The sequence below is a fragment of the Nonomuraea glycinis genome, from assembly GCF_014646515.1.
GTDB lineage: Bacteria > Actinomycetota > Actinomycetes > Streptosporangiales > Streptosporangiaceae > Nonomuraea > Nonomuraea glycinis.
On sequence record NZ_BMNK01000020.1, the window covers coordinates 126927 to 151063 of the forward strand.

General features: G+C 71.6%; 21 protein-coding genes. 11 read left to right on the forward strand and 10 right to left on the reverse strand.

All coding sequences use genetic code 11. The annotated features are described in order from the left end of the window. Positions 1-38: 38 nt before the first annotated feature. The 3 genes from IEY87_RS39075 to IEY87_RS39085 are packed head-to-tail and all read right to left on the reverse strand — an operon-like array spanning position 39 to position 3587. Positions 39-1994 carry a PQQ-binding-like beta-propeller repeat protein gene (locus tag IEY87_RS39075; RefSeq protein ID WP_189143893.1) on the reverse strand — a complete coding sequence of 652 codons (1956 nt, stop codon included), beginning with the start codon at positions 1992-1994 and terminating at the stop codon, positions 39-41. Positions 1995-2049: 55 nt separating this feature from the next. Further along, on the reverse strand, positions 2050-2766 hold the full coding sequence (locus tag IEY87_RS39080) for an amidohydrolase family protein (RefSeq protein ID WP_189143894.1): 717 nt from the start codon (positions 2764-2766) through the stop codon (positions 2050-2052). Further along, complete coding sequence (locus IEY87_RS39085; RefSeq protein ID WP_225278109.1) at positions 2763-3587, reverse strand: amidohydrolase family protein; 825 nt, start codon at positions 3585-3587, stop codon at positions 2763-2765. The genes IEY87_RS39080 and IEY87_RS39085 overlap by 4 nt, the downstream gene beginning before the upstream one ends. A gap of 110 nt (positions 3588-3697) precedes the next feature. Here IEY87_RS39085 and IEY87_RS39090 point away from each other — a divergent pair, with 110 nt between their 5' ends. From IEY87_RS39090 to IEY87_RS39110, 5 genes are all read left to right on the forward strand, one after another. Beyond that, positions 3698-5662 carry a PQQ-binding-like beta-propeller repeat protein gene (locus IEY87_RS39090; RefSeq protein ID WP_189143896.1) on the forward strand — a complete coding sequence of 655 codons (1965 nt, stop codon included), beginning with the start codon at positions 3698-3700 and terminating at the stop codon, positions 5660-5662. Between the two features lie 32 nt (positions 5663-5694). Next, positions 5695-6420 (forward strand): amidohydrolase family protein, encoded by a 726-nt coding sequence (locus tag IEY87_RS39095; RefSeq protein WP_189143897.1) that lies wholly within the window; start codon positions 5695-5697, stop codon positions 6418-6420. Beyond that, on the forward strand, positions 6417-7136 hold the full coding sequence (locus IEY87_RS39100; protein WP_189143898.1) for an amidohydrolase family protein: 720 nt from the start codon (positions 6417-6419) through the stop codon (positions 7134-7136). The genes IEY87_RS39095 and IEY87_RS39100 overlap by 4 nt, the downstream gene beginning before the upstream one ends. Before the next feature lie 57 nt (positions 7137-7193). Then, entirely contained in the window at positions 7194-8369 is a 1176-nt protein-coding gene (locus IEY87_RS39105) for a DegT/DnrJ/EryC1/StrS family aminotransferase (protein ID WP_189143899.1), read from the forward strand. A 298-nt stretch (positions 8370-8667) separates the two neighbouring features. Continuing rightward, entirely contained in the window at positions 8668-10686 is a 2019-nt protein-coding gene (locus tag IEY87_RS39110; RefSeq protein WP_189143900.1) for an NHL repeat-containing protein, read from the forward strand. Here the strand turns inward: IEY87_RS39110 and IEY87_RS39115 are convergent. After that, positions 10668-12596, reverse strand: coding sequence for a ligand-binding sensor domain-containing protein (locus IEY87_RS39115; protein WP_189143901.1), 1929 nt, complete (start codon positions 12594-12596; stop codon positions 10668-10670). The two genes, IEY87_RS39110 and IEY87_RS39115, sit on opposite strands and share 19 nt — an antisense overlap. A 94-nt stretch (positions 12597-12690) precedes the next feature. On the opposite strand from IEY87_RS39115, the gene IEY87_RS39120 reads away from it, so the two are divergent. Continuing rightward, positions 12691-13368 carry a histidine phosphatase family protein gene (locus tag IEY87_RS39120; protein ID WP_189143902.1) on the forward strand — a complete coding sequence of 226 codons (678 nt, stop codon included), beginning with the start codon at positions 12691-12693 and terminating at the stop codon, positions 13366-13368. A 106-nt stretch (positions 13369-13474) separates the two neighbouring features. Here IEY87_RS39120 and IEY87_RS39125 read toward each other — a convergent pair whose 3' ends face one another. Beyond that, positions 13475-14005 (reverse strand): uridine kinase family protein, encoded by a 531-nt coding sequence (locus tag IEY87_RS39125; protein ID WP_189143903.1) that lies wholly within the window; start codon positions 14003-14005, stop codon positions 13475-13477. Positions 14006-14214: 209 nt separating this feature from the next. On the opposite strand from IEY87_RS39125, the gene IEY87_RS39130 reads away from it, so the two are divergent. Further along, complete coding sequence (locus IEY87_RS39130) at positions 14215-15372, forward strand: CaiB/BaiF CoA transferase family protein (protein WP_189143904.1); 1158 nt, start codon at positions 14215-14217, stop codon at positions 15370-15372. A 70-nt stretch (positions 15373-15442) separates the two neighbouring features. Further along, positions 15443-16933, forward strand: coding sequence for a carboxyl transferase domain-containing protein (locus IEY87_RS39135; protein WP_189143905.1), 1491 nt, complete (start codon positions 15443-15445; stop codon positions 16931-16933). A 155-nt stretch (positions 16934-17088) separates the two neighbouring features. Here the strand turns inward: IEY87_RS39135 and IEY87_RS39140 are convergent, their stop codons facing one another. From IEY87_RS39140 to IEY87_RS39155, 4 genes are read right to left on the reverse strand one after another with little or no spacing between them, the layout of a single operon-like run. After that, entirely contained in the window at positions 17089-17481 is a 393-nt protein-coding gene (locus IEY87_RS39140; RefSeq protein ID WP_189143906.1) for a UCP033725 family protein, read from the reverse strand. After that, positions 17478-17924: a hypothetical protein gene (locus IEY87_RS39145; RefSeq protein WP_225278110.1), complete on the reverse strand. Its 447-nt coding sequence runs from the start codon at positions 17922-17924 to the stop codon at positions 17478-17480. Before IEY87_RS39145 ends, IEY87_RS39140 begins: the two co-directional genes overlap by 4 nt. 10 nt (positions 17925-17934) lie before the next feature. Beyond that, complete coding sequence (locus IEY87_RS39150; RefSeq protein WP_189143907.1) at positions 17935-18726, reverse strand: carbon-nitrogen hydrolase family protein; 792 nt, start codon at positions 18724-18726, stop codon at positions 17935-17937. After that, positions 18686-19591: a DUF418 domain-containing protein gene (locus tag IEY87_RS39155; protein ID WP_189143908.1), complete on the reverse strand. Its 906-nt coding sequence runs from the start codon at positions 19589-19591 to the stop codon at positions 18686-18688. The genes IEY87_RS39150 and IEY87_RS39155 overlap by 41 nt, the downstream gene beginning before the upstream one ends. A 128-nt stretch (positions 19592-19719) precedes the next feature. Here IEY87_RS39155 and IEY87_RS39160 point away from each other — a divergent pair, with 128 nt between their 5' ends. After that, positions 19720-20886, forward strand: a complete 1167-nt coding sequence (locus tag IEY87_RS39160) for a pyridoxal phosphate-dependent aminotransferase (RefSeq protein WP_189143909.1) — start codon at positions 19720-19722, stop codon at positions 20884-20886. Here the strand turns inward: IEY87_RS39160 and bar are convergent. Next, a complete protein-coding gene (bar, locus tag IEY87_RS39165) occupies positions 20883-21989 on the reverse strand; it encodes a barbiturase (RefSeq protein WP_189143910.1) in 1107 nt (368 codons plus the stop codon). The genes IEY87_RS39160 and bar overlap by 4 nt on opposite strands. Positions 21990-22116: 127 nt before the next feature. On the opposite strand from bar, the gene IEY87_RS39170 reads away from it, so the two are divergent. Both IEY87_RS39170 and IEY87_RS39175 read left to right on the forward strand, forming a co-directional pair. After that, positions 22117-22785, forward strand: coding sequence for an alpha/beta fold hydrolase (locus tag IEY87_RS39170; RefSeq protein WP_189143911.1), 669 nt, complete (start codon positions 22117-22119; stop codon positions 22783-22785). Positions 22786-22921: 136 nt separating this feature from the next. Further along, entirely contained in the window at positions 22922-24007 is a 1086-nt protein-coding gene (locus IEY87_RS39175; protein ID WP_225278111.1) for an FUSC family protein, read from the forward strand. Positions 24008-24137: the final 130 nt, after the last annotated feature.

Genomic DNA, 24137 nt, shown 5'->3' on the forward strand with positions numbered 1-24137 from the left:
CACATTCACCACTCCGGCATGGTAGGCGTCCGGTCCTCTCAGCGGCGGCCGGTGATGGTGATGCGGACCAGGTTGCGGCCCTTCACGCCGAACAGGGCCTTCCGGGAGGGGTCCAGGGCCAGCTTCGGCTCGCCGCCGAACCACTGCGCGGCCAGGCCCTCGACGATCGGCTTGGCGGTGAAGGCGGCCAGGTCGATCTTGTAGATCTTGTCGCCGTCCGTGCAGTAGGCCACCCGGCCGACGACGTGCAGGTCGCTTCCCTTCGCGGCGACCTTGAGCGTTCGGGTGACCTTCTTGCGCCGCAGGTCGAACTCGAACACCTCGCCCGTGCTGGAGATGCCGTACAGGGTGCGGGCGTGGAGCGCGAGAGAGACGATCGAGCGGGCTTCGGGCAGGGGTTCGACCTCCCACAGCAGCTTGCGCTTGGTGAGGTCGTAGGCGGCCAGGCGGGCGGTGGTGGTGACCGGAGGCATCCCGAGGCCCTCCTGGACCAGGGTGCCGAGGTAGGCGGTGCCGTGCTCGGTGGCGACCGAGTAGACGGTCTGGCGTTCGACGACGGGACGTTGGGTGGTGTATTCGCCGGTGCGGCGGTTGTAGAGGGTCAGGGCGCCGTTCATGTGGCCGGGCTCCGGCTGGGAGGGCATCACGATCAGCCCCGTCCTGGCGTCGTAGGCCAGGTCGCGCGGGCGGTCCTGCTGGTTGCCGGCGCGGGCCAGCAGCGTGGCCTCCGCCTCGCCCGGGCGGTGCGCGTACAGGGCGGCCTGGGTGTAGACGCCGAGGTAGGTGGTGCCTCCGAGGGTGAGCATGGTCTTCGGCTCGCCGGGGATGGCGAGTCTGGTGACCTTGCCCGAGGCCAGGTCGTGGATGTCGGCGCCGCTCTTGCCGCCCACGTAGACGCGCTCGCCGTCGCTGTGCACCGACATCGGCTCCTCGGGCGCGGCCTTGAACCCGCGCTGCACCAGGTTGCGGTAGTCGATGGCGCCCGTCGCCGGGTCGTAGACGAACACCGCGTTGTCCTGCACGCCGTAGATCCGCCCCTCGTGGGCGAGGATGCGGTGCGTGGCGGCCTCGAAGTACGGCACGCCGAGGACTTCGAGCTCGCCCGAGGCGAGGCCGTAGCGGTAGAAGGTGCCGGTGGGACGGCCCGCGAAGTAGACGAAGCCGTCGTGGACGAGCACCGAGACGATGTACTTCTCGCCCGGGGCGGTGGCCTTGACGACCTGGTAGTCCGCCGGGTTCGCCTTGTCCAGGACGATCATCTCGGCCAGGGAGTTCATGCCGCCCGCGATGTGCGTGTCGGAGACGTGCAGGCTCGACACCCAGTCGCGGTCGGCCAGGGCGGCGGGCAGGAGGTCCTTCTTCTCGCCGGTCACCCGGTCGATGGCGATGAGGTGCGCGTTGGAGCCGACCCCCGCGTAGACGAACTTGTCGTCGGCCTGGATGCCGCGCACGTACGCCTCGCCGGGGGCGGCCTCGCCCAGGTCGCGGCTGAGGCCGGTCGCCGGGTCGTACTCCTTGACCTTCCCCGGCTCGGAGGTGCCCAGGTAGACCTTGCCGTCGGGGGAGGCGGCCAGGGTCCAGATGAAGTGGTCGGGGTACTCGGCGACCTTGGTGACCGTGCCCGTCACCGTGTCGATCTTGTAGAGGTCGGAGCGGGAGTGGGTGCCGACGTAGACGTCGGTGCCCACCTTGCACATCGCCCAGACGCCGATGCCGGTGGGGATGTCGAAGTGGGCGGTGACCGTGTCCTTGGCCAGGTCGTACGCGCCGACGACGTTCGGGGACAGGCCGCGGGATCCGGCGTACAGGACGTCGCCCACGATCTCGGCGTTGCCCAGCGGGCTGGCGACGCTGGCCGGGCCGAGGTCGGTCAGGGTGCCTTCGGGCGCGCCGGTAGCCCGGGTGGACGCGCCGGCGGCCCCGGCGGTGAGGGGGAGGGAGGCGGCCACCGTGGTGGCGGCGGCCGCCTGCAGGAAACGACGACGGGGGATCATGCGCGGGCTCCCTTGTGAGTTTCGCCGCACGCTATAACGGGCCGGGCCGTAATGTCTAGATCGAGAAGAGCTCGGCCGCGTTCCGCCAGGCGATCCGCTCGGCGGTCTCGGCGGTCAGCCCGGCGGCGGCGACCGCGCCGTACGCGGAGGACGGGTCGATCAGGGTGGCGTCCGTGCCGAACAGGAGTTGCCGGTCGTCCACGGCCGCCACCACCGCGGCGATGCGGCCCGCCGGGGCGTGTGACCAGCAGGGTTCGAGGTAGAGCCGGTCGCAGGCGTTCGCGGCCTCGATGGCGTGCGCGTACCCGTCGGCGCCCATGTGCCCGGCGATCACTCGCAGGCCCGGCGTGTCCAGGCAGAGCTGGGCCAGCCCGAGCACCGAGGCGCCCCAGGTGTGGACGAGCGCCGGGAGCCCCGCCTCGGCGGCGAGCTCCAGCGCGTCGCGCAGCTGGGGCGAGGTGACGGGGGAGCCGGTGTAGTCAGTGTGGATCTTGACTCCGATCCACCTGCCGGACGGGAGCAGCTCGCGCAGGTCCGCGGCCGCCTCGGGCAGCCGCCGCGGGTTGATCGTGACGTAGCCGTACAGCCTGTCCTGGCCCGCCAGCACCTCGGCCAGCGCGCGGTTGCCCGCCGGCGCGTCGTAGATGACGGCCTCGGTGGCCGACACGATGGCCCGGTCGATGCCGTAGCGGTCCATCGTGGCCAGGCTCGCCGCGGCGACGTCCATGGTGAAGAACCACGGGCCCCAGTGGGCGTGCACATCGATGATCATGACAGCAGTCTCCTCGCGTTGCCCCCGGCCACGGCGGCGATCTGGTCGGGTGTCAGGCCGCTGGTCGCCAGCCGTAGCAGGGGGACGATCGGTTCGTAGTGCGGCGCGCGCGAGCCGTGCAGCAGGCGCTCGGCGCCCAGCTCGGCCGCCACGGTCTCCAGCGCGTCGGGGGAGTTGAGCAGGCGCGTCGAGGTGTGGAACCCCGGCTCTTCGGCGGCGGCCACCAGGAAGTCGCCCAGGTGGTAGAAGTGCGTGTCGAGGAAGACGACGCGGGCCCCGAGCCCGGTGAACGGCTGCCAGAACCGGCGTACGTCACCGCCGGTGAGCACCACCAGGCCGAGCTCCGCCGCCCGGCGGGCGACATGCCGGACCGAGGGGAAACCGGCCTCCACGCCCTGCTCGTCCGGGAACAGGCGCACGGCCCGGACGCCGGCCCCGGCCAGCTGGTCGAGCTCGCGGCCGGCGCCGATGGGATCACGCAGGTCCACCGCCCCTACGGGTACCCATCCGGGCCCGGCCTGCGGCCGTCCCGAAGAAGCCCGGCGTGACGCTTCCGCCGAGCCGGCCAGGGCGAGCACCTCGTCGTTGTCTGAGCGCATGTCGGCCAGGGCGAGCACCTCGTCGTTGCCCGAGCGCATGTCGAACAGGGCCGCGCGCAGGCTCGCCACCGCGCCCGTCCGGGTGCGGTGCGCCGCGAGCAGGTCCGCCACGGACTCGGGCGTCCCGGGCGGGCCGTCCCGGTCCGGATAGGCCCCGACCAGGACGTCCACGTCCAGGGCCACCTCCAGCCCGCCGATCAGACTCCACGCGTCGAATGCCATACCGGTCCGCTCCTTAATTGCCATGCGCGACATCATGCCATTGACGGACGATGCTCATTTGGTTACGGTCTGGGCCAAAACCAAGCAGCAATGAACGCGAGGTCCTGGGTATGCTCCGATCCCTGCTGGTCGTCCTGACGCTGGTGTTACCCGCCCTCGTCGCGCCTCCCCCCGCGCTGGCCGCCGTGCCCGGCACGTGCCCGGGACCCGTCGTGCGCACCTACGGCCCGGCCTCGGTGACCGGGGCCATCGTCGGCGCCGCCGTGCACGAGGGCCACGCCTACGTCGTCACCCGCGGCCTTAAGCCGCCCGTCCTGGCGGACATCGACCTGGCCACCCGCAAGGTCGTCAGGAGCGTCACCCTGCCCGACGGCCCGGCCACCGGGGAGCCCGAGGGCGGCTGGGCCACCGCGGTCGCCGGCGGCAAGGTCTACGTCGGCACCTACCCGGTGCCCGACCTCTACAGCTTCGACATCGCCACCGGCGAGGTCGCGCACCTGCACTCCTTCGGCAAGAACGGCGGCTTCGTCTGGAGCCTGACGGCCGCGCCCGACGGCACGCTCTACGCGGGCACCTACCCGGACGGCAGAGTGTGGGAGTACGTCCCCGCGACCGGCGCGGTGCGCGACTTCGGCGTGCTGGCGGCCGGGGAACGCTACGTCCGGGCGGTCGCCGCCGACGCCGACCACGTCTACGCGGGCCTGCTGGACAAGGCCAAGCTCGTCCGCATCGACCGCGCGACCGGCGCCAAGCTCGACCTCGCCACCGGCCCGGCCGGCATCGGTGCCATCGCCGACCATGGTGACCGGGTGCTCGCGCTCAGCGGCGGCACCCTCATCGACGTGCGCGACGACGGCACCGACGCCAGGACCGTGAGCCTGGCGACGGGCACCCTCGACATGCTGACCGTCGCCGCCGACGGCACCGTCTACGCCACCTCCCGCCCCGACGGCGCCGTCCACCGCTACCGCACCGGCGACACCGCGCTGACCAAGGTCGCCGACCCGCCGTCGCAGGACGACGAGACCCGGCGGCTGCACCAGCTCGACGAGCACACCCTGCTCGGCTTCTCCGGCAGCGGCGGCATGTGGTGGCTCGACCTGCGCACCGGCGAGTCGCAGTTCGCCGACCTGATCGACGCCGGCCTGACGCCCGGCTCGGAACGCCCGCAGAGCATGCTGCTCGTCCCCAACCGCGCGCTCTACGTCGGCGGCCACTTCTCCATGGAGGTGCGCGACCTGCGCACCGGTGACAAGCGCCGCTTCCGCCTGTCCGGCGAACCCAAGGACCTGGTACGGCGCGGTAACAAGATCTACGCGGCCATCTATCCCAGCGGCCAGATCGTCTCCATCGACATCCGCACCGACCAGGTCCGCAGCCTCGGCTACCTGGGCCACGGGCAGCAGCGGCCGTGGGACATCGAGTACGACCCGCGTACCGACAAGCTCCTGGTCGCCAGCGCTCCGCTGGGCGCCGACCTGAAGGGCGCCCTGTCCGTCGTCGACCCCGACACGGGCAAGATGGACGTGTACGTGAACGTCCTGCCCGACCAGAGCCTGATGAGCCTGTCGCTGGACAGCCGAGCCGGCCTCGTCTACCTGGGCGGTGACGTGCTCGGCGGCGGAGGCACGCCGCCCACGAAGACGGCCGCGTCGGTGGCCGCGTTCGACCTGAAGACCCGCACGGTGCGCTGGCAGAGCGACCCGATCCCCGGCCACCGCACCTTCCAGGACATCAAGGTGCACGACGGACTGCTGTACGGGGTCTACAAGCGCGACTCCGGCGTCTGGATCGCCCTCGACCTGGCCACCCGGCAGATCGTCCAGCAGGGCAAGCTGTCCGGTTACGGTGAACTGACCGTGCACCGGGGCAAGGTGTTCGTCTCCACGTTCTTCGGCGGCGGCAACGCCTATCACCTGGACGCCAAGACCGGGGCGAAGCTGCTGGCGACCGGGCTGGGCGACGAGTGGTACACCAACCCGCAGCTCCACTTCGAGCCCGGCTCCTGGAACGCCTGGGCGCTGGCAGGCCGGGACCTGGCCCAGATCCGCCTGGACCCGGCCTGCCCGGCTTGACCGCCACCGCCGATGGCGGCTAGTTTCGGTCTGTGCCGAAATTGGTAGTGGATGCCCACCGGCTGGCCGGTCCGGTGCCCTTCGACGACCTGCCGGTGGACCCCAGGGCCGACCTGGACCGCCTGGGCATCGATCGCGCCCTGGTGACCCACACGCTCAGCCTCTACGCCGACGCGCGGGAGGGCAACGACGCCCTCTTCGCGCTGGACGACCCCCGGCTCGTCCCGGTGCCCGTCGTGGTGCCGGGCGTGCCGGGGACGTCCACGCCCGCCACGTCCGGCGAGGTCCTGGAGTGGGGCGCCCGGCTGATCCGGCTCTGTCCCCAGCGGCACCGCTTCGACCTGACCGGCTCCCTCACCCTGAGCTGGCTGGCCGAGATCGGCCTGCCCCTCGCGATCGACCTGGAGGAGACCTCGCCCGCCGAGCTGGCCACCCTCGCCCGGCACCTGCCCGGACAGCGGATCCTGCTGCTCAACCCCGGCTACCGCTGGCTGCGCAAGATCGCCGGCCTGATGACCGAGGCGCCCGGCGTCTGGCTGGAGATGGGCACCGTGAACACGCAGGGCGCCGTGGAGTGGCTGGCCGAGCGGTTCGGCGCGGAGCGGCTGGTGTTCGGCACCGGCGCCCCCGTGGCCGACGACTGCGGCCCGCGCTTCCTGCTCGACCATCTCGCCCTGACACCCGCCGAGACCGACCTGATCGCGGCAGGCTCCCTCGACCTGCTGCTGGGCGACACCGGTCAGGGAGGGGCCCGGTGATCCTCGACGCGCACGGCCACGTCGGCACCTGGCCGGACTTCCTCATCCCCGACCCGACCGCCGAAGGCCTGGTGGCCACCATGGACCGGATCGGCGTGACCGCCATGGGCATCAGCCACCTGCTCGCCGTCGGCGCCGACGCCGAGCGGGGCAACCGGCTGGCCCTGGAGATCGCCGGACGATTCCCCGGCCGCTTCGGCGTCTGGCAGGTCTACAACCCGCACCACCGCACCCCGCTGACGCGCGACGGGGTCTGGGGCGTCAAGCTCCACCCGGACGTCCACCTGTGCCGCCTCGACGACCCGCGCTACGACCCGGTCTGGGAGCTCGGGCTGCCGGTGCTCGCCCACGGCCAGACGGACTCGCCGTGGAGCGACCCGGACCAGTTCGCCACGGTCGCCGCCCGGCACCCCGGCGTGCCGCTCCTGCTGGGTCACACGGGCCTGTGGCCCAGCGGCTTCGAGCGCGCGGCCCATACCGTGGCCGACCACCCGAACGTCTACCTGGACGTGTGCGGCTCCAAGATGACCGGCCGCTGGATCGCCCGCCTGGCCGCGCTGGCCGGGGCCGAGCGGGTGCTCTTCGGCTCCGACGCGTGCTTCCTCGACCTCAGAACGGGCTACGGCCGCGTGGCCCTCGCCCCGCTCTCCGACGCCGACCGCGCCCTCATCCAGGGCGCGAACCTGGCCCGCATCCTGGCCCTCCCCACCCCCTGACCCGGCCGCGCCCGCCTGCCACGCTCATCCGTCCGTACCAGAGAAAGGGACGCTTCCGTGACCCTCGCCCTCCACGGTGGCTCGCCGGTCCGCGCCACCCCCTGGCCGAGCTGGCCGCCGCCCCTCGACCCCCGCCAGCGCGCACTCGTCACCGAGGTGCTGGAGAGCGGCCTCTGGGGGGCCACCCAGGGTGGTTCCGTGGTCGCGGACCTGACCGCGGCGTTCGCGCGGCTGTCCGGCGTCCCGTACGGGGTCGCGGTCGGCAACGCGACCCTGGGCCTGTTCGCCGCGCTCAAGGGGCTGGGCGTGGGGCGCGGCGACGAGGTGATCGTGCCCGCGTACACGTTCGTCGCCTCGGCCACCGCCGTGCTGCTGGCCGGCGCGGTGCCCGTCATCGTGGACGTGGACCCGCTCGACCTGCATCTGTCCCCGCAGGCCGTACAGGACGCTCTCACCAGCAGGACCGCCGCCGTCATGCCCGTCCACCTGGCGGGCAGCTCGGCCGACATGGACCCGATCAACGCGCTCGCGGCCCGGCACGGGCTCAAGGTCGTGGAGGACGCGGCCCAGGCGCACGGCGCCACCTACCACGACCGGCCGGTCGGCGGCCTGGGTGACGCCGGGGTGTACAGCTTCCAGGCCAGCAAGGCGATGACCGCCGGGGAGGGCGGCCTGATCGTCTGCCGCGACCAGGCCGACCACGAGGCCGTCTGGTCGGTGTGCAACCTCGGCCGCAGGCTGGGCGGCCAGTGGTACGGCCACCCGGAGGTCGGCTGGAACCTGCGCCTCACCGAGATCCAGGCCGCGCTCCTGCTGCCCTGGCTGGACCGGCTCGACGACGAGATCGACCGCCGGAACGCGTTCTGCGACGCCCTGGAACGCGAACTGGCCCACCTGCCGGAGGAGCCGGTGTCCCTGGTGCCGCAGCCGCCCGGCACCACCAGGGACTCACGCCATCTGCTCATGCTGCGCGTCGACGCGCCGGTGGACCGGGGTTTCCTGCTCACCGCGATGGCGGCCGAGGGAGTGCCGCTGGAGTCCGGCTACCCGCCGCTCGGCACGATGGCCGCGCTGACCGCCGAGGGCGCGCGGGCCGAGCCGTGCCCGGCGGCGACGGAGGCCGCGGCCAGTGTGGTCTGGGTACGCCAGTCCATGCTCATGGACGACCCGGCCCGCGCCGCCGACGTAGCCGAGGCCCTGACCAAGGTGCTCACCTACCACGAGAAGCCCTGACCGGCGCTACCTGATCACGGGCGGCCGCTGGGCGTGCCGACCCGCAGATCCGCTGTGCCTGATCACGGGCGGCCGCTGGGCGTGCCGACCCGCAGATCCGCTGTGCCTGATCACGGGCGGCCGCTGGGCGTGCCGACCCGCAGATCCGCTGTGCCTGATCACGGGCGACTGCTGGGTGCCGATCCGGAGACCCGCCGTGCGCGGAAGCGAACGCCTCAGCGCGGTCGGCTATCACGATTTCGGTCCTAACCGTAATAGAAGCTTGACGCACTGATCCGTTGGTTCCTAGGTTTCGGTCATGGTCTTAATCAAACGGGCGCTTGTCGCCGGCATGACCGCGCTCGCTCTGCTCGCCCCGGCCGCCCCCGCCGCCGCGGACCCGGTCGGTGGCCGGGTGACGGATCTCGGCGTGCCACTCCAGGATGTGCTGCTCCTCGGCGGTACCGTCGCCCCCGGCCCGGACGGCACTCCCGTTCTCTGGGGCGCCTCGTCCGGGGCTCCGGCCCATCTCAACGCGGTGGACCCGGCCACCGGGGCCGCGGTGGCCCGCCTCGATCTGCCCGGCGCGGCCGGCGCCTGGGCGGTGGACGCGACCCCCGACGGCAGCGTCTACGCGGGCACCTACGGCGACGGCCGCCTCTACCGCTGGACCCGCGAGTCGGGCGTCACCGACCTCGGCCGGCCGCTCGCCTCGGAGAACTTCATCTGGACCGTGGCGGCCGGCCAGGGCGCGACCGTCTACGGCGGCACCTCACCGGGCGGCCGTCTGTTCGCCTACGACCCCGCCACCGGGGTGCGCGACTACGGCAAACTGTCGGCGACCCACTCCTACGTCCGCAGCGTCGCCTACGCCGACGGCAAGATCTACGCGGGCACCGAGAACCCCGCAGCCCTCTTCGAGGTGGACGCCGCCGACGGCACGGTCAAGCGGTTGCCCACGCCGTCCGGCCTGGACGTGACGGGCAAGTGGGCGTACGACGTCAACGTGGCCGCGGGCTTCGTGTTCGTCAGGTTCAGCGACGCGTTCCCGGGGCCGCTGCACGTCTGGGACATCGCCGCGGGCCAGTGGGTGGACGCGCTCGACGCGGCGCACGGACTCGACGTGTCCCCGCCCGACGAGCAGGGCAGGGTCTACTTTGTAAAGGCGGGCGAGCTCGTCAGCTACGATCCGCGTACCCGGGCCGTCACCCCGACCGGCATGCCCGTCACCGGACGGGTCGCCAACAGCCGCGGTATCGGCTGGGCGGAGCTCGGCCTGCCGGACTACCCGGGCAAGAGCCTGGTCGGGCTGCTCTGGCGGGGCCTGATGTTCCGCTACAACCCGCAGACCGGAGCGAAGTCCTTCGTCCAGACCGGCATCCAGGGCGAGCCGATCGACATCACCGCCATCGCGGGCGGCCCCGACGGCCGCGTCTACACCGGCGGCTTCCTCAACGGCGGCTTCGCGGCGCTCGACGCCAAGACCGGGAAGGTGGCGGAGTTCCACACCTTCTCCCAGTCCGAGGCCATGACCACGCACCGCGGCAAGCTCTACGTCGGCGCCTATCCCGAGGCCCGCGTCTACGCCTACGATCCCGAGCTGCCGTGGCACAGCCCCGAATACTCGCCCAGCCCCGAGCCGGGACCCGAGGCCAACCCCGCCCGGCTCTTCGACCTGGCCGCCGACAAGCAGATCCGGCCGCGCGCGCTGGTCTCGGCGGGCCGGTACGTGGCGGCCGGCACCATGCCCGACCTCGGGCAGCTCGGCGGTGTCCTGGCCATCTGGGATCCCGCCACGGGCAAGCTCAAGCACGCACAGCGGGGCGTCGTCCAGGACCAGAGCATCGTGTCGCTCGCCTACCGCGACGGTGTCCTCTACGGCGGCACCTCCATCTACAGCGGCCAGTCGGCCACCCCGCCGACGCAGCCGGAGGCCAAGCTGTTCGCCTGGTCGGTCAAGGAGGACCGGCTGCTGTGGGAGTTCGTCCCCGCGCCCGGCAAGCCGGCCATCCCCGCGCTGACCTTCGACGACCGCGGCCGGCTCTGGGGCATCGCGGGCGGCGAGGTGTTCGGGGTGAACGTCGCGGCCCGCAAGGTGGTCTCCCGCGTCACCCTCTCCACCGGCTCCGGCGCGAGCGGCCAGCTCGTCTTCAACCCCAAGGACAGACTCCTGTACGGGGCGCACGCCGGCACCGAGGTGGTCACGGTCAGCCCGAGGACGGGAGCGAAGGCCGTGGTGAAGCGGGGACCTGTGCACCACCTCGCGGTGCACAGGTCCGGTGACGTCTACTTCGCGGAGGGTGCCAAGCTGTTCAGGTATCAGCCGCAGAGTCGATAGGTGTAGAAGTTCTCGAAGCGTGACAGGTACATGTGCTCGTCAGGGCCTTCGAGCAGGATCGACATCGGGCGGGCGATGAGCGTGAGCTTCATCGTCGCCCGATCGATCTTGTAAGCCTTGCCCTGGACCTTGCCGTAGAGCATGCCGTCGCGGCCGAGCTCGATGTTGGTGTCGAGCAGGACCTGGGTCACCGTGTCCCACGGGTAGGTCTGGTGCTGGACCTGGCGCAGCGTGGCGCCGGTGGCGGCGTCCAGCTCGTACAGGCTGTCGGGGCTCAGGCCCCAGAGCTTGCCGTCCTCGTCGAAGGTGATCGAGCCGAGCGCCAGGTTGCCCGGGACGGGGGTGGTCTGCCAGATGAGCTTGTCGGTGGCGACGTCGTAGGCGAAGGCCTGCGCCTCGCCCTGCGGCGTGCTGGTGCCGCCGAACGCCGAGGTCGTGCCGTAGATGATCCCGTCCTTGTAGGCCAGGCCGATGATGCTCTGGCCGGGGATCAGATTGCGCTTGATCACCGCTTTGCCGGTGGCGGGGTCGTACAGGCCCAGAGCTCCGCCGATGGTGCCGACCTTGGGCACCGTGCCGAACGCCAGCAGGTCGCCCGCCGACACCATCGCGAACGGCCGGTCCTGCTCCTGGGTGGCGAGGTTGAGCAGCTCCTTGGGCGCGGTGCCGTCGAACTCGTAGATGCGGGCGCCCGGGTAGACGCCGAGGTAGAGCTTGCCCTTGTGGGTGACGATGCCCTCGCTCTGGCCGACGTTCGGCCAGAACTGGGACTCGCCGGTCTTGGGGTCGTAGGCGGCCAGGCCGCCGGTGAAGAAGCCGCCGGCGTAGATGCGGCCGTCGGGGCCGACCCCCATGGATCGGACGCTGACGGGCTGGCCGGTCACCGTGGAGGCGAAGAGGGTTCCCTTGCCGGTGCGCCGGTCGTAGTGCCAGATGCGGCCGGTGGAGGAGGTGCCGACGAGCGTGGTGCCGACCCAGCCGAGGGGTCTGGCCGCGCCGCCGCCGAGATCGGTAAACCCCAGTTTCACGATTTTTCCGCTTTTGAGGTCATATTTGGAGAGTTCGTCCCCCTGGACCAGGTAGACCGCCTGCCCATGCCGGCCCCCGCCCACGGTGAGGCTGTCGACGTCGTCGACCGTGTCCTTCCAGGACTTTCTGGCCAGGTCGTACACACCCATGGGGTTGGTCCCGGTCGAGGTGGCGAAGCGCACCAGCAGGTGCCGGCCGACGATGTCGAGGTCGTAGGCGTACCCCTGCTCGTCGGTCGGCGGCTCGATCACCCTGATGAGGGTGCCGTCCGGCTTCAGCACGGCCACCTTCATGCTCTGCGCGCCGAGCCCGGCGTAGACGGTGCCGTCGTCGCCGATGGCCAGGTCGCGCACGAACTGCTCGCCCGGCACCGGGCTGCCCAGGTCGTCGATCCGTCCGCTGGCGGTGTCGTAGCGGAAGAGCCGTCCGTGGGGCGAGGTTCCGCCGTAGACGGCCGTGCCGTCGGGGCTGGCGGCCACCGTCCACACGAACGTCTCGCCGGGCACCGCGATGCCCAGCTCGCTCACCTGGTCGCTGGCGGGGTCGTAGCGGAACAGCCTGCCCATGGCCCCGGCCGTGGCGTTGTAGCTGCCGACGTAGACCGAGTGGTCCGGGGCCACGGTCACGGCCCAGGAGCCGAGCGCGAGCGGCAGCGGCTTCTCGGCGATCAGGGTGGCGTCGGAGGCGTTCCGGATGGCGAGCATGGCGGGACCGGAGGCGCTGGAGGTGACCGAGTACACCCGGTCGCCGTCGAGTGTGGTGCCCGCCGTGGTGGCCCCGGTGAGCGGCATCGTGCCGAGGTTCTGGAACCCGCATCCGGTCGGCGGTGCTGCCCGGGATTCGGCCTGGGCCGGTGTGACGAAGGCTAAGACAACGAGCATGGCTGCTAAGAGAATACGCACGAACGCCTCCTATAAACGGGCTATAACGGCCTTGACCGTAATCTCTAGAGTGGTGCCGTGACAAGATGTGCCCATGGGCCCGGTGCGGATCGTCGCCGTTCGGCATGGCGAGAGTGAGGCGAACGTCGCCTACCGGCAGGCGGGTGACGACCCGCTGGTCTACGAGCGCGGCGACGACGAGGTGACGCTGACCGGCGTCGGCAGGACGCAGGCCGCCGCGCTCGGCCGTCTGCTGGCCGGCCTGCCCGCGGCCGAGACGCCCGAGCTCGTCTGGTGCTCGCCGTACCTGCGGGCCCGCGAGACCTGGGCCGTCGCTCAGGAGACCTGGGGCGCCGGCGCCCTCCCGCTCACGGTGGACGAGCGGCTGAGGGACCGGGAGTGGGGCCTGCTGGCCCCCTACAACGAGGCCGCCATCGAGCGGCGCTTCCCCGAGGAGCTCGCCCGCCTGCGGGCGGAGGGCGAATACCGCTACCGCCCGCCCCAGGGGGAGTCGTTCGCGGACGTGGCGGCCCGCCTGCGCGACCTCCTCACGGACCTGCGTGCGCGGGCGCGCGGGCAGCGGGTGCTGATCGTCGCGCACGACTCCGTGGTGCTCGTCCTGCGGCACGTGATCGACGAGGCCCCGGACGCGGAGCTGGCCGCGCTGGCGGAGTTCGCCCCGATCCTGAACGCCTCCGTCTCGACCTGGCACGCAACGGACGGGCGGCTCACGCTGCTGCACTACAACACCGTCCACCACCTGGAGCCATGATTTCTGGGCCGGAGCGGTGGCGAGCCGCATTCACGGGCCGGTGGCGGCCGTGACAAGGAGTCGGTGACCGCTACGAGCCGGTGGCGACCCTGACCACGAGCAGGCCCTAGGTGGGGATGATCTCGTCGGCCCTGGCGCGGGTGCCGTCGGCGGCGAACCAGGCACGTTCGGCGGCGAACCAGCTCCGCCACCGCGCCAGGAGCTCCTCGCCGTCCCGGTCGAGGACGCGCCGGAGCCGGACCTCCTCGTCCGCCTCGACCCAGATGACGTACGCCAGCAGCTCCGCCGCCGAGGCGCGGGCCGTGCCCACCCCCTCGATGATGAGCACCGGCGCCACCGGCACCACGACGCGTTCCCCGTAGTCGCCGCGTGCCCAGTCATAACGCCGGAAGCCACCGGGCCGGCCGTGGCGCAAGGGCTGGAGGACCTGCCGGTCGAGCGCGTCGAACCAGGGGCCGGGCCCCTCGTCCCAGGGCACGGGGAAGTCGTCGCTGTGTATCACCTGGCAGCTCAGGGCCGTCCCCAGCCGGTCGGCGAGCGTGGTCTTGCCCGAACCGGCGGGTCCGTCGACGGCCACCAGACGGACCGGTCCGCAGGAGGGCGGGCGGGCCTGGATGCGACGGGCCGAGGAGATCACCGGCCCCAGGTTAGGCGACGGGCCGAGGAGGTCACCGGTCCGGGTTGGGTGATGGGCCAGGGAGGTCACCGGTCCGGGTTGGGTGATGGGCCAGGGAGGTCACCGGTCCAGGTTGGGCGGTGGGCCGGGAAGATCGCGGACCCCGGGTTGGGGGACCGGGCGGGGGAGACTGAAAGAATGGCCGTTTCGGACCATTCTGGAGGTCGATCTTGCTCGGACCGCTGGGTGACATCGTGGTGCTCGATCTGTCCAGGGCCCTGGCGGGCCCGCATGCGACGCAGATGCTCGGGGATCTGGGCGCGCGGGTCATCAAGGTGGAGCATCCGGACGGGGGAGACGAGTCGCGGGGCTGGGGACCCCCCTTCGTAGGCCCAGATCACGAAATATCGACCTATTTCCTTGCGGCTAATCGCAACAAACAATCCATCGCCGTCGATCTGAAGTCCCCCGAGGGCAAGGAGCTCATCGAGCGGCTGGTGGCCCAGAGCGACGTGCTGGTGGAGAACTTCCGCACCGGCGTGCTCGACCGCCTCGGCTTCCCGGTCGCACGATTGCACGAGCTCAACCCCCGGCTGGTCGTCCTGTCGATCACCGGGTTCGGCCACGACGGCCCCGAGGGCGGCCGGCCGGGCTACGACCAGATCGCCCAGGGGGAGGCCGGTCTGATGTCGCTGACCGGCCCGTCCCGCGACGAGCCCTACCGGGTCGGCGCCTCCGTCGCCGACCTGCTCGCCGGCATCCACGGCGCCTACGGCGTGGTCGCCGCCCTGTACGAGCGCGAACGTACGGGCAAGGGCCGGGTCGTACGGACGTCCCTGCTGGCGGCGGTCACCGGCGTGCACTCCTACCACGGCACCGCCTGGACCGTGGGCGGGCAGGTCCCCGGCGCCAACGGCAACCACCACGCCTCGATCGCCCCTTATGGCGCTTTCCGGTGCGCGGACGGGATGCTACAGATCGCCGCCGCGAATGAGGTCCAATGGAAGAAAGTAGCCTCGCTACTCGACATTGACCCGCATATAGCGAAATATGCGACCAACAGGGAGAGATTCGCGCACCGGGATGAGCTGATCGCCGACATGGAGAAGGCCCTGGCCGCCCACGACCGGGCCCACTGGCTGGCCAGGCTCGGGGAGGCCGGAGTCCCGGCAGGCGCGATCCGCTCACTCGACGAGGTCTACGCCTGGGAACAGACCCGCTCCCAGGGGCTGCTGGTCGAGGTGGACCACCCGGTGCTCGGCACGATCGAGCTGCCAGGGCCACCGCTGCGCTTCGACGGCCTCACGGGCATGACGCACACCGCGCCGCCCGCGCTCGGCCAGCATGACGGCGACGTGCTCCGCTGGCTCGAAGAACGAGAGCGATGATCGGGTTTCGCGGGCATCGGTCGGCGCTCTCGTGCGTCACCATGGGATCACCGGTGGACGAGAAGGAGCGATGGTGAGCCGTCCGGACGCGCGTACGTTGATCGAAACGGTCCTCGACGGGGGCTCGTGGACATCGTGGGACGCGCCGCCCGCCGACCCGGCCGAGCCGGGCTCCTCCTATGCCGAGGAGCTGGCCGCGGCCCGGGTCAAGTCCGGCTACGACGAGGCGGTCGTCACCGGCGAGGGGCTGCTGGGCGGGCGCAGGGTGGCCGTGGTGGCCTGCGAGTTCTCCTTCATGGCCGGGTCGATCGGGCTGGCGGCGGCCGAGCGGATGGTCTCCGCGATCGAGCGGGCCACCCGTGAGCGGCTGCCGCTGCTGGCCGCGCCCGCCTCGGGCGGCACCAGGATGCAGGAAGGCGCGCTCGCCTTCGTACAGATGATCAAAATCACGGTGGCGGTGCAGGCGCACCGGACCGCGGGCCTGCCGTTCCTGGTCTATCTGCGGCACCCGACCACCGGCGGGGTGTTCGCGTCGTGGGGCTCGCTCGGGCACGTCACGGCGGCCGAGCCGGGCGCGCTCATCGGGTTCGTGGGGCCGAGGGTGTTCGAGTCGCTGCACGGCTACCCGTTCCCCGAGCACGTCCAGGTGGCCGAGAACCTGCACGAGCACGGGCTGATCGACGCGGTGGTGGCGGCCGACGACGCGCGGGACGCCGCGATCGGCGCCCTGTCCGTGCTGGCCGACGACGGGACGCGGGTCGTGGCCGGACCGGCGCCGCAGGAGGATCTGCGGCCGGTCGAGGCGTGGGAGGCGATCACCCGCTCGCGCCGCGACGACCGGCCGGGCGTACGGACGTTGCTCAAGCTTGCCGCCACCGACGTGACGCCGCTCAGCGGCAGCGGCGCGGGGGAGAACGAGCCCAGTCTGCTGCTGGCTCTGGCCAGGTTCGGCTCGGCTCCGGCCGTGGTGCTGGGCCAGGACAGGCGCAGGCAGCGGGCCAACGCGCCGCTCGGGCCCGCAGGGCTGCGGGTGGCCAGGCGGGGCATGCGGCTGGCCGCCGACCTGGGGTTGCCGCTGGTCACGGTGATCGACACGGCGGGGGCGGCGCTGTCGAAGTCCGCTGAGGAGGGCGGACTGTCCGGGGAGATCGCCCGCTCCCTGGCCGAGCTGGTCACCCTCGACGCGCCGACGGTCTGCCTGCTGCTCGGCGAGGGCGCGGGCGGGGCCGCGCTGGCGCTGCTGCCGGCCGACCGGGTGCTGTGCGCGCAGCACGCGTGGCTGTCGCCGCTGCCGCCCGAGGGCGCCTCGGCGATCCTCTACCGCAGCGTGGACTTCGCGCCCGAGATCGCCCAGGCGCAGCGCATCCGCGCCACCGACCTGCGCCACGACGGCATCGTCGACCGGGTCGTCCCCGAGGTGCCCGACGCCGCCTACGAGCAGCGGGCGTTCTGCGAGCGGGTGGGCCGGGCGCTGGAGTACGAGATCGCCGGCCTGCTGCGGCAGCCACCGGCGGACCGCCTGACCGCCCGCCTGTCCCGCTACCGCCACCTGGGCGGCTAGAAACCGAGGCCCGCCCGCCCCGGACCAGGGGCTCCGGATCCGTTAGACCCGGATCAGAGGACCCGGATCAAGGGACCGGGGTGCGTCTGACCCGGATCAAGGGACCGGGGTGCGTCTGACCCGGATCAAGGGACCCGGGGTGCGTCCGATCCCGATCAAGGGACCGGGATGCGTTCGATGCGGATCGAGAAGACCTCCTCGCGCGGCACGACGACCTCGTAGGCGCCGTGGTCCACCATCCAGTAGCCGAGCGCCTCCGCCTTCATCCCGCTGTGGCCGGTGTAGGCGATGTGCAGGCCGTCCTCGTCCTCGTCCAGCACCACGCACGGCTCGCCGCCGAACGCGCCGACGGTGCGGATCAGCACCAGCCACTCCAGCTCAGGATGGGCGACGGTACGCCGCCAGTAGCCGGACGCGGACTCGAAGCCGTCCAACTCCTCCTCGCTGAACAGCACCACCTGGTCGTCGGGGCCGAGCGCGGCGGGGAACGTACGCTCGCCGAGCCGGGCGACGAAGCCGGAGGCGACGGGGGTGATCTCGTCGCTCATGCCGCGGGCCGCCAGGTCAGCCCGTCGTAGTCGGCGAACGGCCGCTCGCCCTCGCCGGTGATGTGCACGATCTGCGCCCCTGCCGGGATCGGCGTCGGAATGGTGTGGAACTGCGGCACCACATGCTCGCGCGAGGTGGTGAACCCGTTGCCGGCGAAGGGGGGCGTGTCGCTCCAGTCGCCGCCCATGTGCGGGCCGTACGGCACGGCGTAGTCGTCGATCTCGCGCGCGTTCCAGCGCATGACGTAAAGCTCGGGCACCTCGCCGGTCAGCTCCGAGCCGTCGAACGACAGGTCTAACCCGGAGAAGAGCTGCGCGGGCGTGGTCAGCCTGGCGCAGTCCTGCACACGGTAGACATATCCGGATATGACGGTGCGCTTGCCCGACAGGTAGGGCACGAGCAGACGCGGCGGGACCACCTTCTGCATCTGCGTTCCACTCACGATGTCCACTTTACGATCTCGTGACGCCGAGGACCCGATGTTCAAGGCACGGCAAGGTCGCTCTGATCGGGGCGGTCGCCTCCTGGTCCAGCTCCACCACCTGCACGCCCGGTGTGGCGCCGAGGTCGGCCCTGACCACACCCAGCGGGTCGATCAGCATGCTGTGGCCGACCCCGTAGCCGTCGGTGGCCTCGGCCGGGTTGGGGGCCTGGCCGACGGCGGCGGTCCACATCGTGTTCTCCAGCGCTCTGGCACGTGCCAAGGTGACCCAGTGGTCCTCCTTGAGCGGGCCCGAGCCCCAGGCGGCGATGACGGCGAACATCTCGGCGCCCCGGTCGACCAGCGCCCTGGTCAGCTCGGGGAAGCGGACGTCGTAGCAGATGACCAGCCCGACGCGGATCCCGGCGAGCTCCACCACGGTGGGCTCGGCGCCCGGGGCGACCAGCTCGGACTCCTTCGCGCCGAAGGAGTCGAACAGGTGGATCTTGCGGTAGACGCCCTTGATCGCGCCGTCGCGGTCGATGGCGACGGCGGTGTTGTACACCCGCCCTTCGCCCGGCTCGAACGTCCCGGCGATCACCGCGAGGCCGTGCTCCCTGGCCGCCTCGGACACACCCGAGACGAACGGCCCGTCGAGCGGCTCGGCCAGCTCGGAGATGCGTCTGCCGTAGCGGGTGAGTGTCGCCTCGGGGAAGATCGCGAGGTCCGCGCCCTCGGCTCTGGCCAGAGCTTCGCGGACCCTTGTCAGGTTGGCCACCGGGTCAGGTGACACCGGGATCTGGCAGAGGGCGATTCTCGTCACGGCCCGACTCTAACCGGTTCGGCACGTACCGAAACCACGTCAGGCATCGCCAGATCCACTCAAGCGGTCCATACCTGTAGCGCCCCAGCCACCACCTGCTGAAAAGCACCTGTACGGCGAGCGTGCCGGCCGTCACCGCGATCACCGACCAGCGGGTCAGATCGGTGTCGAGCAGAGGGGTGGCCAGAAAAATGATCAGCGTGCCGGAGATGTAGTTGGTCAGCGCCATCTTGCCCAGCGGCTCCAGCAGGGCCGACAGCCACGGCCGCAGCGCCAGCAGCAGCCCGGTCGAGTAGGCGGCGGCCCCGGCGACGGCGGCGGCCAGGTAGATGCTCCAGTCGCCGGTGGACACCCAGGCGACGACGAGCACCGCGCCGGCCACCGCGCTCACCGCGAACGCGGGCGCCAGCAGCCGCCGGGACGGCTCCAGCCGCATGAGCCCCATGCCGATCAGGAACGCGGCGGGGATGAGCAGCGGGCCGGTGGGGACGATCGAGGGCAGGCCCAGGGGCAGGCTCCCGCCGTCGTTGGCCACGCTCCACCCGAGCAGCGCCAGGCCGAGCACCAGCACCGGGACGCCGCCGGGCAGGAACGACGCGGGCACGAGCACCAGCGCGCCGAAGAACGCGTAGTCGATCAGCACCTCGCCGGTGTACCAGCTGTGCTGGATCAGCCCGAAGACCATCAGCCAGAACAGCCGCCGCAGCAGCACCCCTCGATCGGCCCCCTGCAGGAACAGCACGAAGCTGATGCCGAACAGCAGCGAGAAGATCGGGTAGAAGCGGCTCTGGAGGAGGGTGTCGATCGTCCAGTCGATGCCGGTGGCCGGCTCGTGGCGGGCGTGCTGCCAAGTGTTGACCAGCATGATCCCGCCCACCGCGAAGCCGCGAAGGGCGTCCAGCTCACGAATACGCGTCCGAGTGCTCAGGGAAACCACCTTACGAGCTGACCTGCGGTCGGAAGATCACCGGCCGGGCCCACTAGTGTGAACATGTGACGGAACCACTTGTCTCCCGGATGCGCTCTTTCGGCACCACGATTTTTGCCGAAATGAGCGCCCTGGCCACCCAGACCGGGGCGATCAACCTGGGTCAGGGCTTTCCCGACACCGACGGGCCGGCGGCAATGCTGGACCGGGCCGTGCACGCGATCAGGTCGGGTGCCAACCAGTATCCTCCGGGCCCCGGCGTCATGGAGCTGAGGCAGGCCGTGTCGGAGCACCGGGCCGAGCACTACGCCCTCGCCTACGACCCGGCGGGCGAGGTCCTGGTCACGGTGGGCGCGACCGAGGCGATCGCCGCGGCGGTGCTCGCGCTGTGCGAGCCGGGCGACGAGGTGATCGCCTTCGAGCCCTACTACGACTCCTACGCCGCCTCGATCGCGCTGGCGCAGGCCCGGCTGGTCGGCGTGACGCTGCGCCCGGTCGAGGGCCGCTTCGCCTTCGACCCGGACGAGCTGCGTGCCGCCGTCACATCGCGGACGCGAATGATCCTGGTCAACTCCCCGCACAACCCCACCGGCACGGTCTTCACGCGCGCGGAGCTGACCGTCATCGCCGAGCTCTGCCAGGAGCACGACCTCATCGCCGTCACGGACGAGGTGTACGAGCACCTCACCTTCGACGGCGCCCCGCACATCCCGCTGGCCACGCTGCCGGGCATGCGGGAGCGCACGGTGATGATCTCCTCGGCGGGCAAGACGTTCTCCGTCACCGGCTGGAAGACCGGCTGGGTGTGCGCCCCCGCCGAGCTGGTCACGGCCGTGCAGACGGTCAAGCAGTTCCTCACCTTCACCGCGAGCGCGCCCTGGCAGGTGGCGGTCGCCTTCGGGCTGCGGCACGAGGGGGAGTGGATCGCCGCGCTGCGAGCCTCCTTGCAGGACAAGCGGGACCGGCTGATGGACGGGCTGACGGCCGCGGGCTTCGAGGTGTTCAAGCCCGCGGGCACCTACTTCGTGCAGACCGACATCCGCCCGCTCGGCTTCACCGACGGGCTGGAGTTCACCCGCCGGCTGCCGGAGCTGGCGGGTGTGGTGGCCATCCCGACGCAGGTCTTCTACGACCGTCCCGAGCGCGGCGGGCACTTCGTCAGGTTCGCCTTCTGCAAGAAGGACGAGGTCATCGACGAGGCCGTGGCCCGGCTCAAGCGCCTGTCCGTCTAGGTCTCGTCCGACAGGTCGGCGATCGCCGCCACCGGGCCGCCTCCCGAGGGGCCCTGGTGCACGGCGGCGACCGAGACGAACACCGCCGGGTCGCCGGTGACGGCCGCCGCCACGCCGCCCACCGTTGCCTTGATCTGGCGGTGCCAGTGCACGTCGGAGTCGTCGAGCATGATGTTGCGCCGGCCCCTGACCCGGCCCGACGGGTCCGCCTCGCACTTCATGAAGACGTTCACCAGCCGGCCGCCCAGGTCGGAGTGGTGCGGGCGGTCGGGCAGCGGCAGGCCGGCGTCGCGGATCGCCTCCCAGATGCCGTCGGCGTCCAGGGCGTCGCGCATCACGCTGTGGCCGATGCGATAGCGGCCGCCGATGCCGCGTACGTTGCCCACCAGCACGATCTGCGCCCGGTCCAGCTCCACGCCGGAGGAGCAGGACGCCACCGACGAGTACAGCGACAGGTCCTTGTGGATCTGGTCCGCCGACGGCATGTCGATCTCACCCAGTGCCACCGCGACGCCGAGCGCGGTGGTGGAGTTGGACAGGTCCATCGACGGCCCGGTCTCCTCGATGGCGGTGTCCTGGCCACGGCTCTTGGCGTCGGTGATGGTGGACAGCGTGAGCAGCGGCGTCTTGGTCTGCACGTAGTGGACGTCGCGCGGGTCGTCGATGCCGGCGATCTTCATGGCCTCGCGCACCCCGGCCGCGACCTTCTCCACCATGGCGGGCCGGCCGATGTCCTCCGGCAGGATCACCTCGCTCATCGCCACCCCGACCGACACGCGCGGCTCGTCGGAGGCGACGCTGCGCGCGGGGTCCACGGTGGCGAAGATGGTGGCGTGCGGGCTCAGCACCCCGTCGGTCCCGCCGGACCACACCAGAGGTACGGTCTCCGGCGCGGGATGCCCCTTGGCGGCCAGCACGTCGCGGAAGGACCGGTCGGCCAGGATGCGGGTGTAGTCGTTCACGCCGCCGTTGCCTTCGGTCTTGCCGACCACGGCGAGGACCCGGTGGGCCTCGATCACCCCGTCGTCGATGAGTCGCGCCAGCCCTGAGGCGTCCGTGACGCTCTCGATCGGCACCTTGACCACTTCAATCGGATCCGGCATCTTCCGCCCCTTCGTACCCACTGGCTCACCGTGATCGGCATACCCGGCCTCACGCTACTGACGCCGGAAACCGGCTTTCACCGGCAATGTCTGCCAACGTGGGCGGTGCCGGCAGTAGTGTCGCGGTGTGATTCGCAAAGCAGTCGTGAACGGGATCATGCTTACCTTCCGCGAGGAAGGGGATCCGGTCGCGCCGGCGCTGGTGCTGCTGCACGGGCGGACCGCCGACCACAACGACTGGAACGGCTTCACCCAGCACTTCGCGGTCCGCCACCACGTGATCGTGCCCGATCTGCGCGGCCACGGCGCCAGCAGTCATCCGGGCGACTACCCGATCCCGGCCATGGCCGACGACATCGCCGCCCTCCTCACCCAGCTCGACGTCGAGCGCGCCACGCTGGTGGGTCACTCGCTGGGCGGCGCGGTCGCCTACCACCTGGCCATCCGGCATCCCGGCCTGGTCCAGCGGCTGGTGCTGGAGGACGCGGTCCCGCCGGAGCCCCTGCAGGGCCGTGAGCCCGTGGTGGAGGACGACTCCACCGGCTTCGACTGGCGCATGGTGCACGACACCGAGCGGCAGTTCCGCGAGCCGGACCCGGCCTGGGCGGCGGGCCTGGCGGCCATCTCGGCGCCGACCCTGGTGCTGTCGGGCGGCCGGGCCAGTCACCTCGACGCCGGCCTCCTGGCCGAGCGCATCCCCGGGGCCAAGCTGGTCACCATCGAGGCCGGCCACCTGATCCACGCCACCGAGCGCATGGCGTTCATGCAGGCGGTGGACGACTTCCTGGACAGTTAGCCGGACCGCCCACAGGATCTTGTCCGGGTGGTTTCCGGTTGAGGTCCCGGTGAACGAGGTAGATGGCTACCGGTCCGTTTCGTCCTTGATGGACGGTGTGACCGAAATGTCATAATGATCGGCCAAGGTGGGAAGAGTGGCAACGAAGCTCGGCGAGCACATGCGGGAACGGGTGAGGTCGTTCGGGCTGGTGGCCCCCTCGATCGCGCAGGCCGCCGTGGGCTCGGGGCTGGCGTGGCTGGTTGCCACCCAGGTGCTCGGCCACACGCGCCCCTTCTTCGCGCCGATCGCCGTGCTGATCAGCGTCGGCATCGGGCTCGGCCAGCGGCTGCGCAGGGTCGCCGAGCTGGTGGTGGGCGTCGGCCTTGGGGTGGGGGTCGGTGACCTGCTGGTCACCTGGATCGGCTCAGGCGCCTGGCAGATCGCCCTGGTGGTGGCGCTGGCGATGGTCACCGCCGTGCTCCTGGACAGCGGAGCGCTGTTCGTGGCACAGGTGGCCTCCTCCGCCGTACTGGTCGTGGCGGTGCTGCCGGGCGACCATGCGGGCGGGTTCGACCGGATGCTCGACGCGTTCACCGGCGGCCTCATCGGCCTCGCGGCGGTGGCGCTGATGCCCGCCAGCCCCCTGACCCTCGCCGCCAAGCACGCCTCCGGGGTGCTCGACGCCCTGTCCACGGCGCTGGAACAGGCCGCCGAGGCGATCGAGAAGCGCGACGCCGACCTGGCCGCCGAGGCGCTGGAGGAGGCGCGCGGCACCCAGGTGGCGGTCGAGGAGTTCGAGCAGGCGCTGGAGACCAGCAAGGAGATCATCATGATCTCGCCGATGCACTGGCATCGCCGGGCCAGGCTGGCCAGGTACGAGACGGCGGCCGAACCGGTGGACCACGCGCTCAGGAACGTCCGCGTGCTCGCCCGCAGGACGCTGGCCGCGCTGGGTGAGATGCACCCGCCGCCGCGGGCGCTGGCCGACGCGATGCGCGAGGTGTCGGAGGCGGCGCTGCTCCTCCAGCTCGAACTGGCGGCGGGCCGCGAGCCCGTCCTCGCCAGGCAGGCCCTGATCGCGGTGGCGAACCGGGAACGGCCCGAGCAGCTCGGCTTCTCCGCCGCCGTGATCCTGGCGCAGCTCCGGTCGATCGTCGTCGACCTGCTCAGAGCCACCGGCGCCGGCCACGAGGAGGCGGACACCGCCCTGCCCCCGGTGGACGACCCGTCACCGGGCTGACGGACGAACCCCCCGCGGGCCGGGCCGCTCCACACGCTCACTCGCCTCGCCCCGGCCGACGCGTCAGCAGGGCCGTGATTCGGTCGGCGAGTGTCGGGTAAAGGAGGCCATCACAGCCCTGACCAGGAAG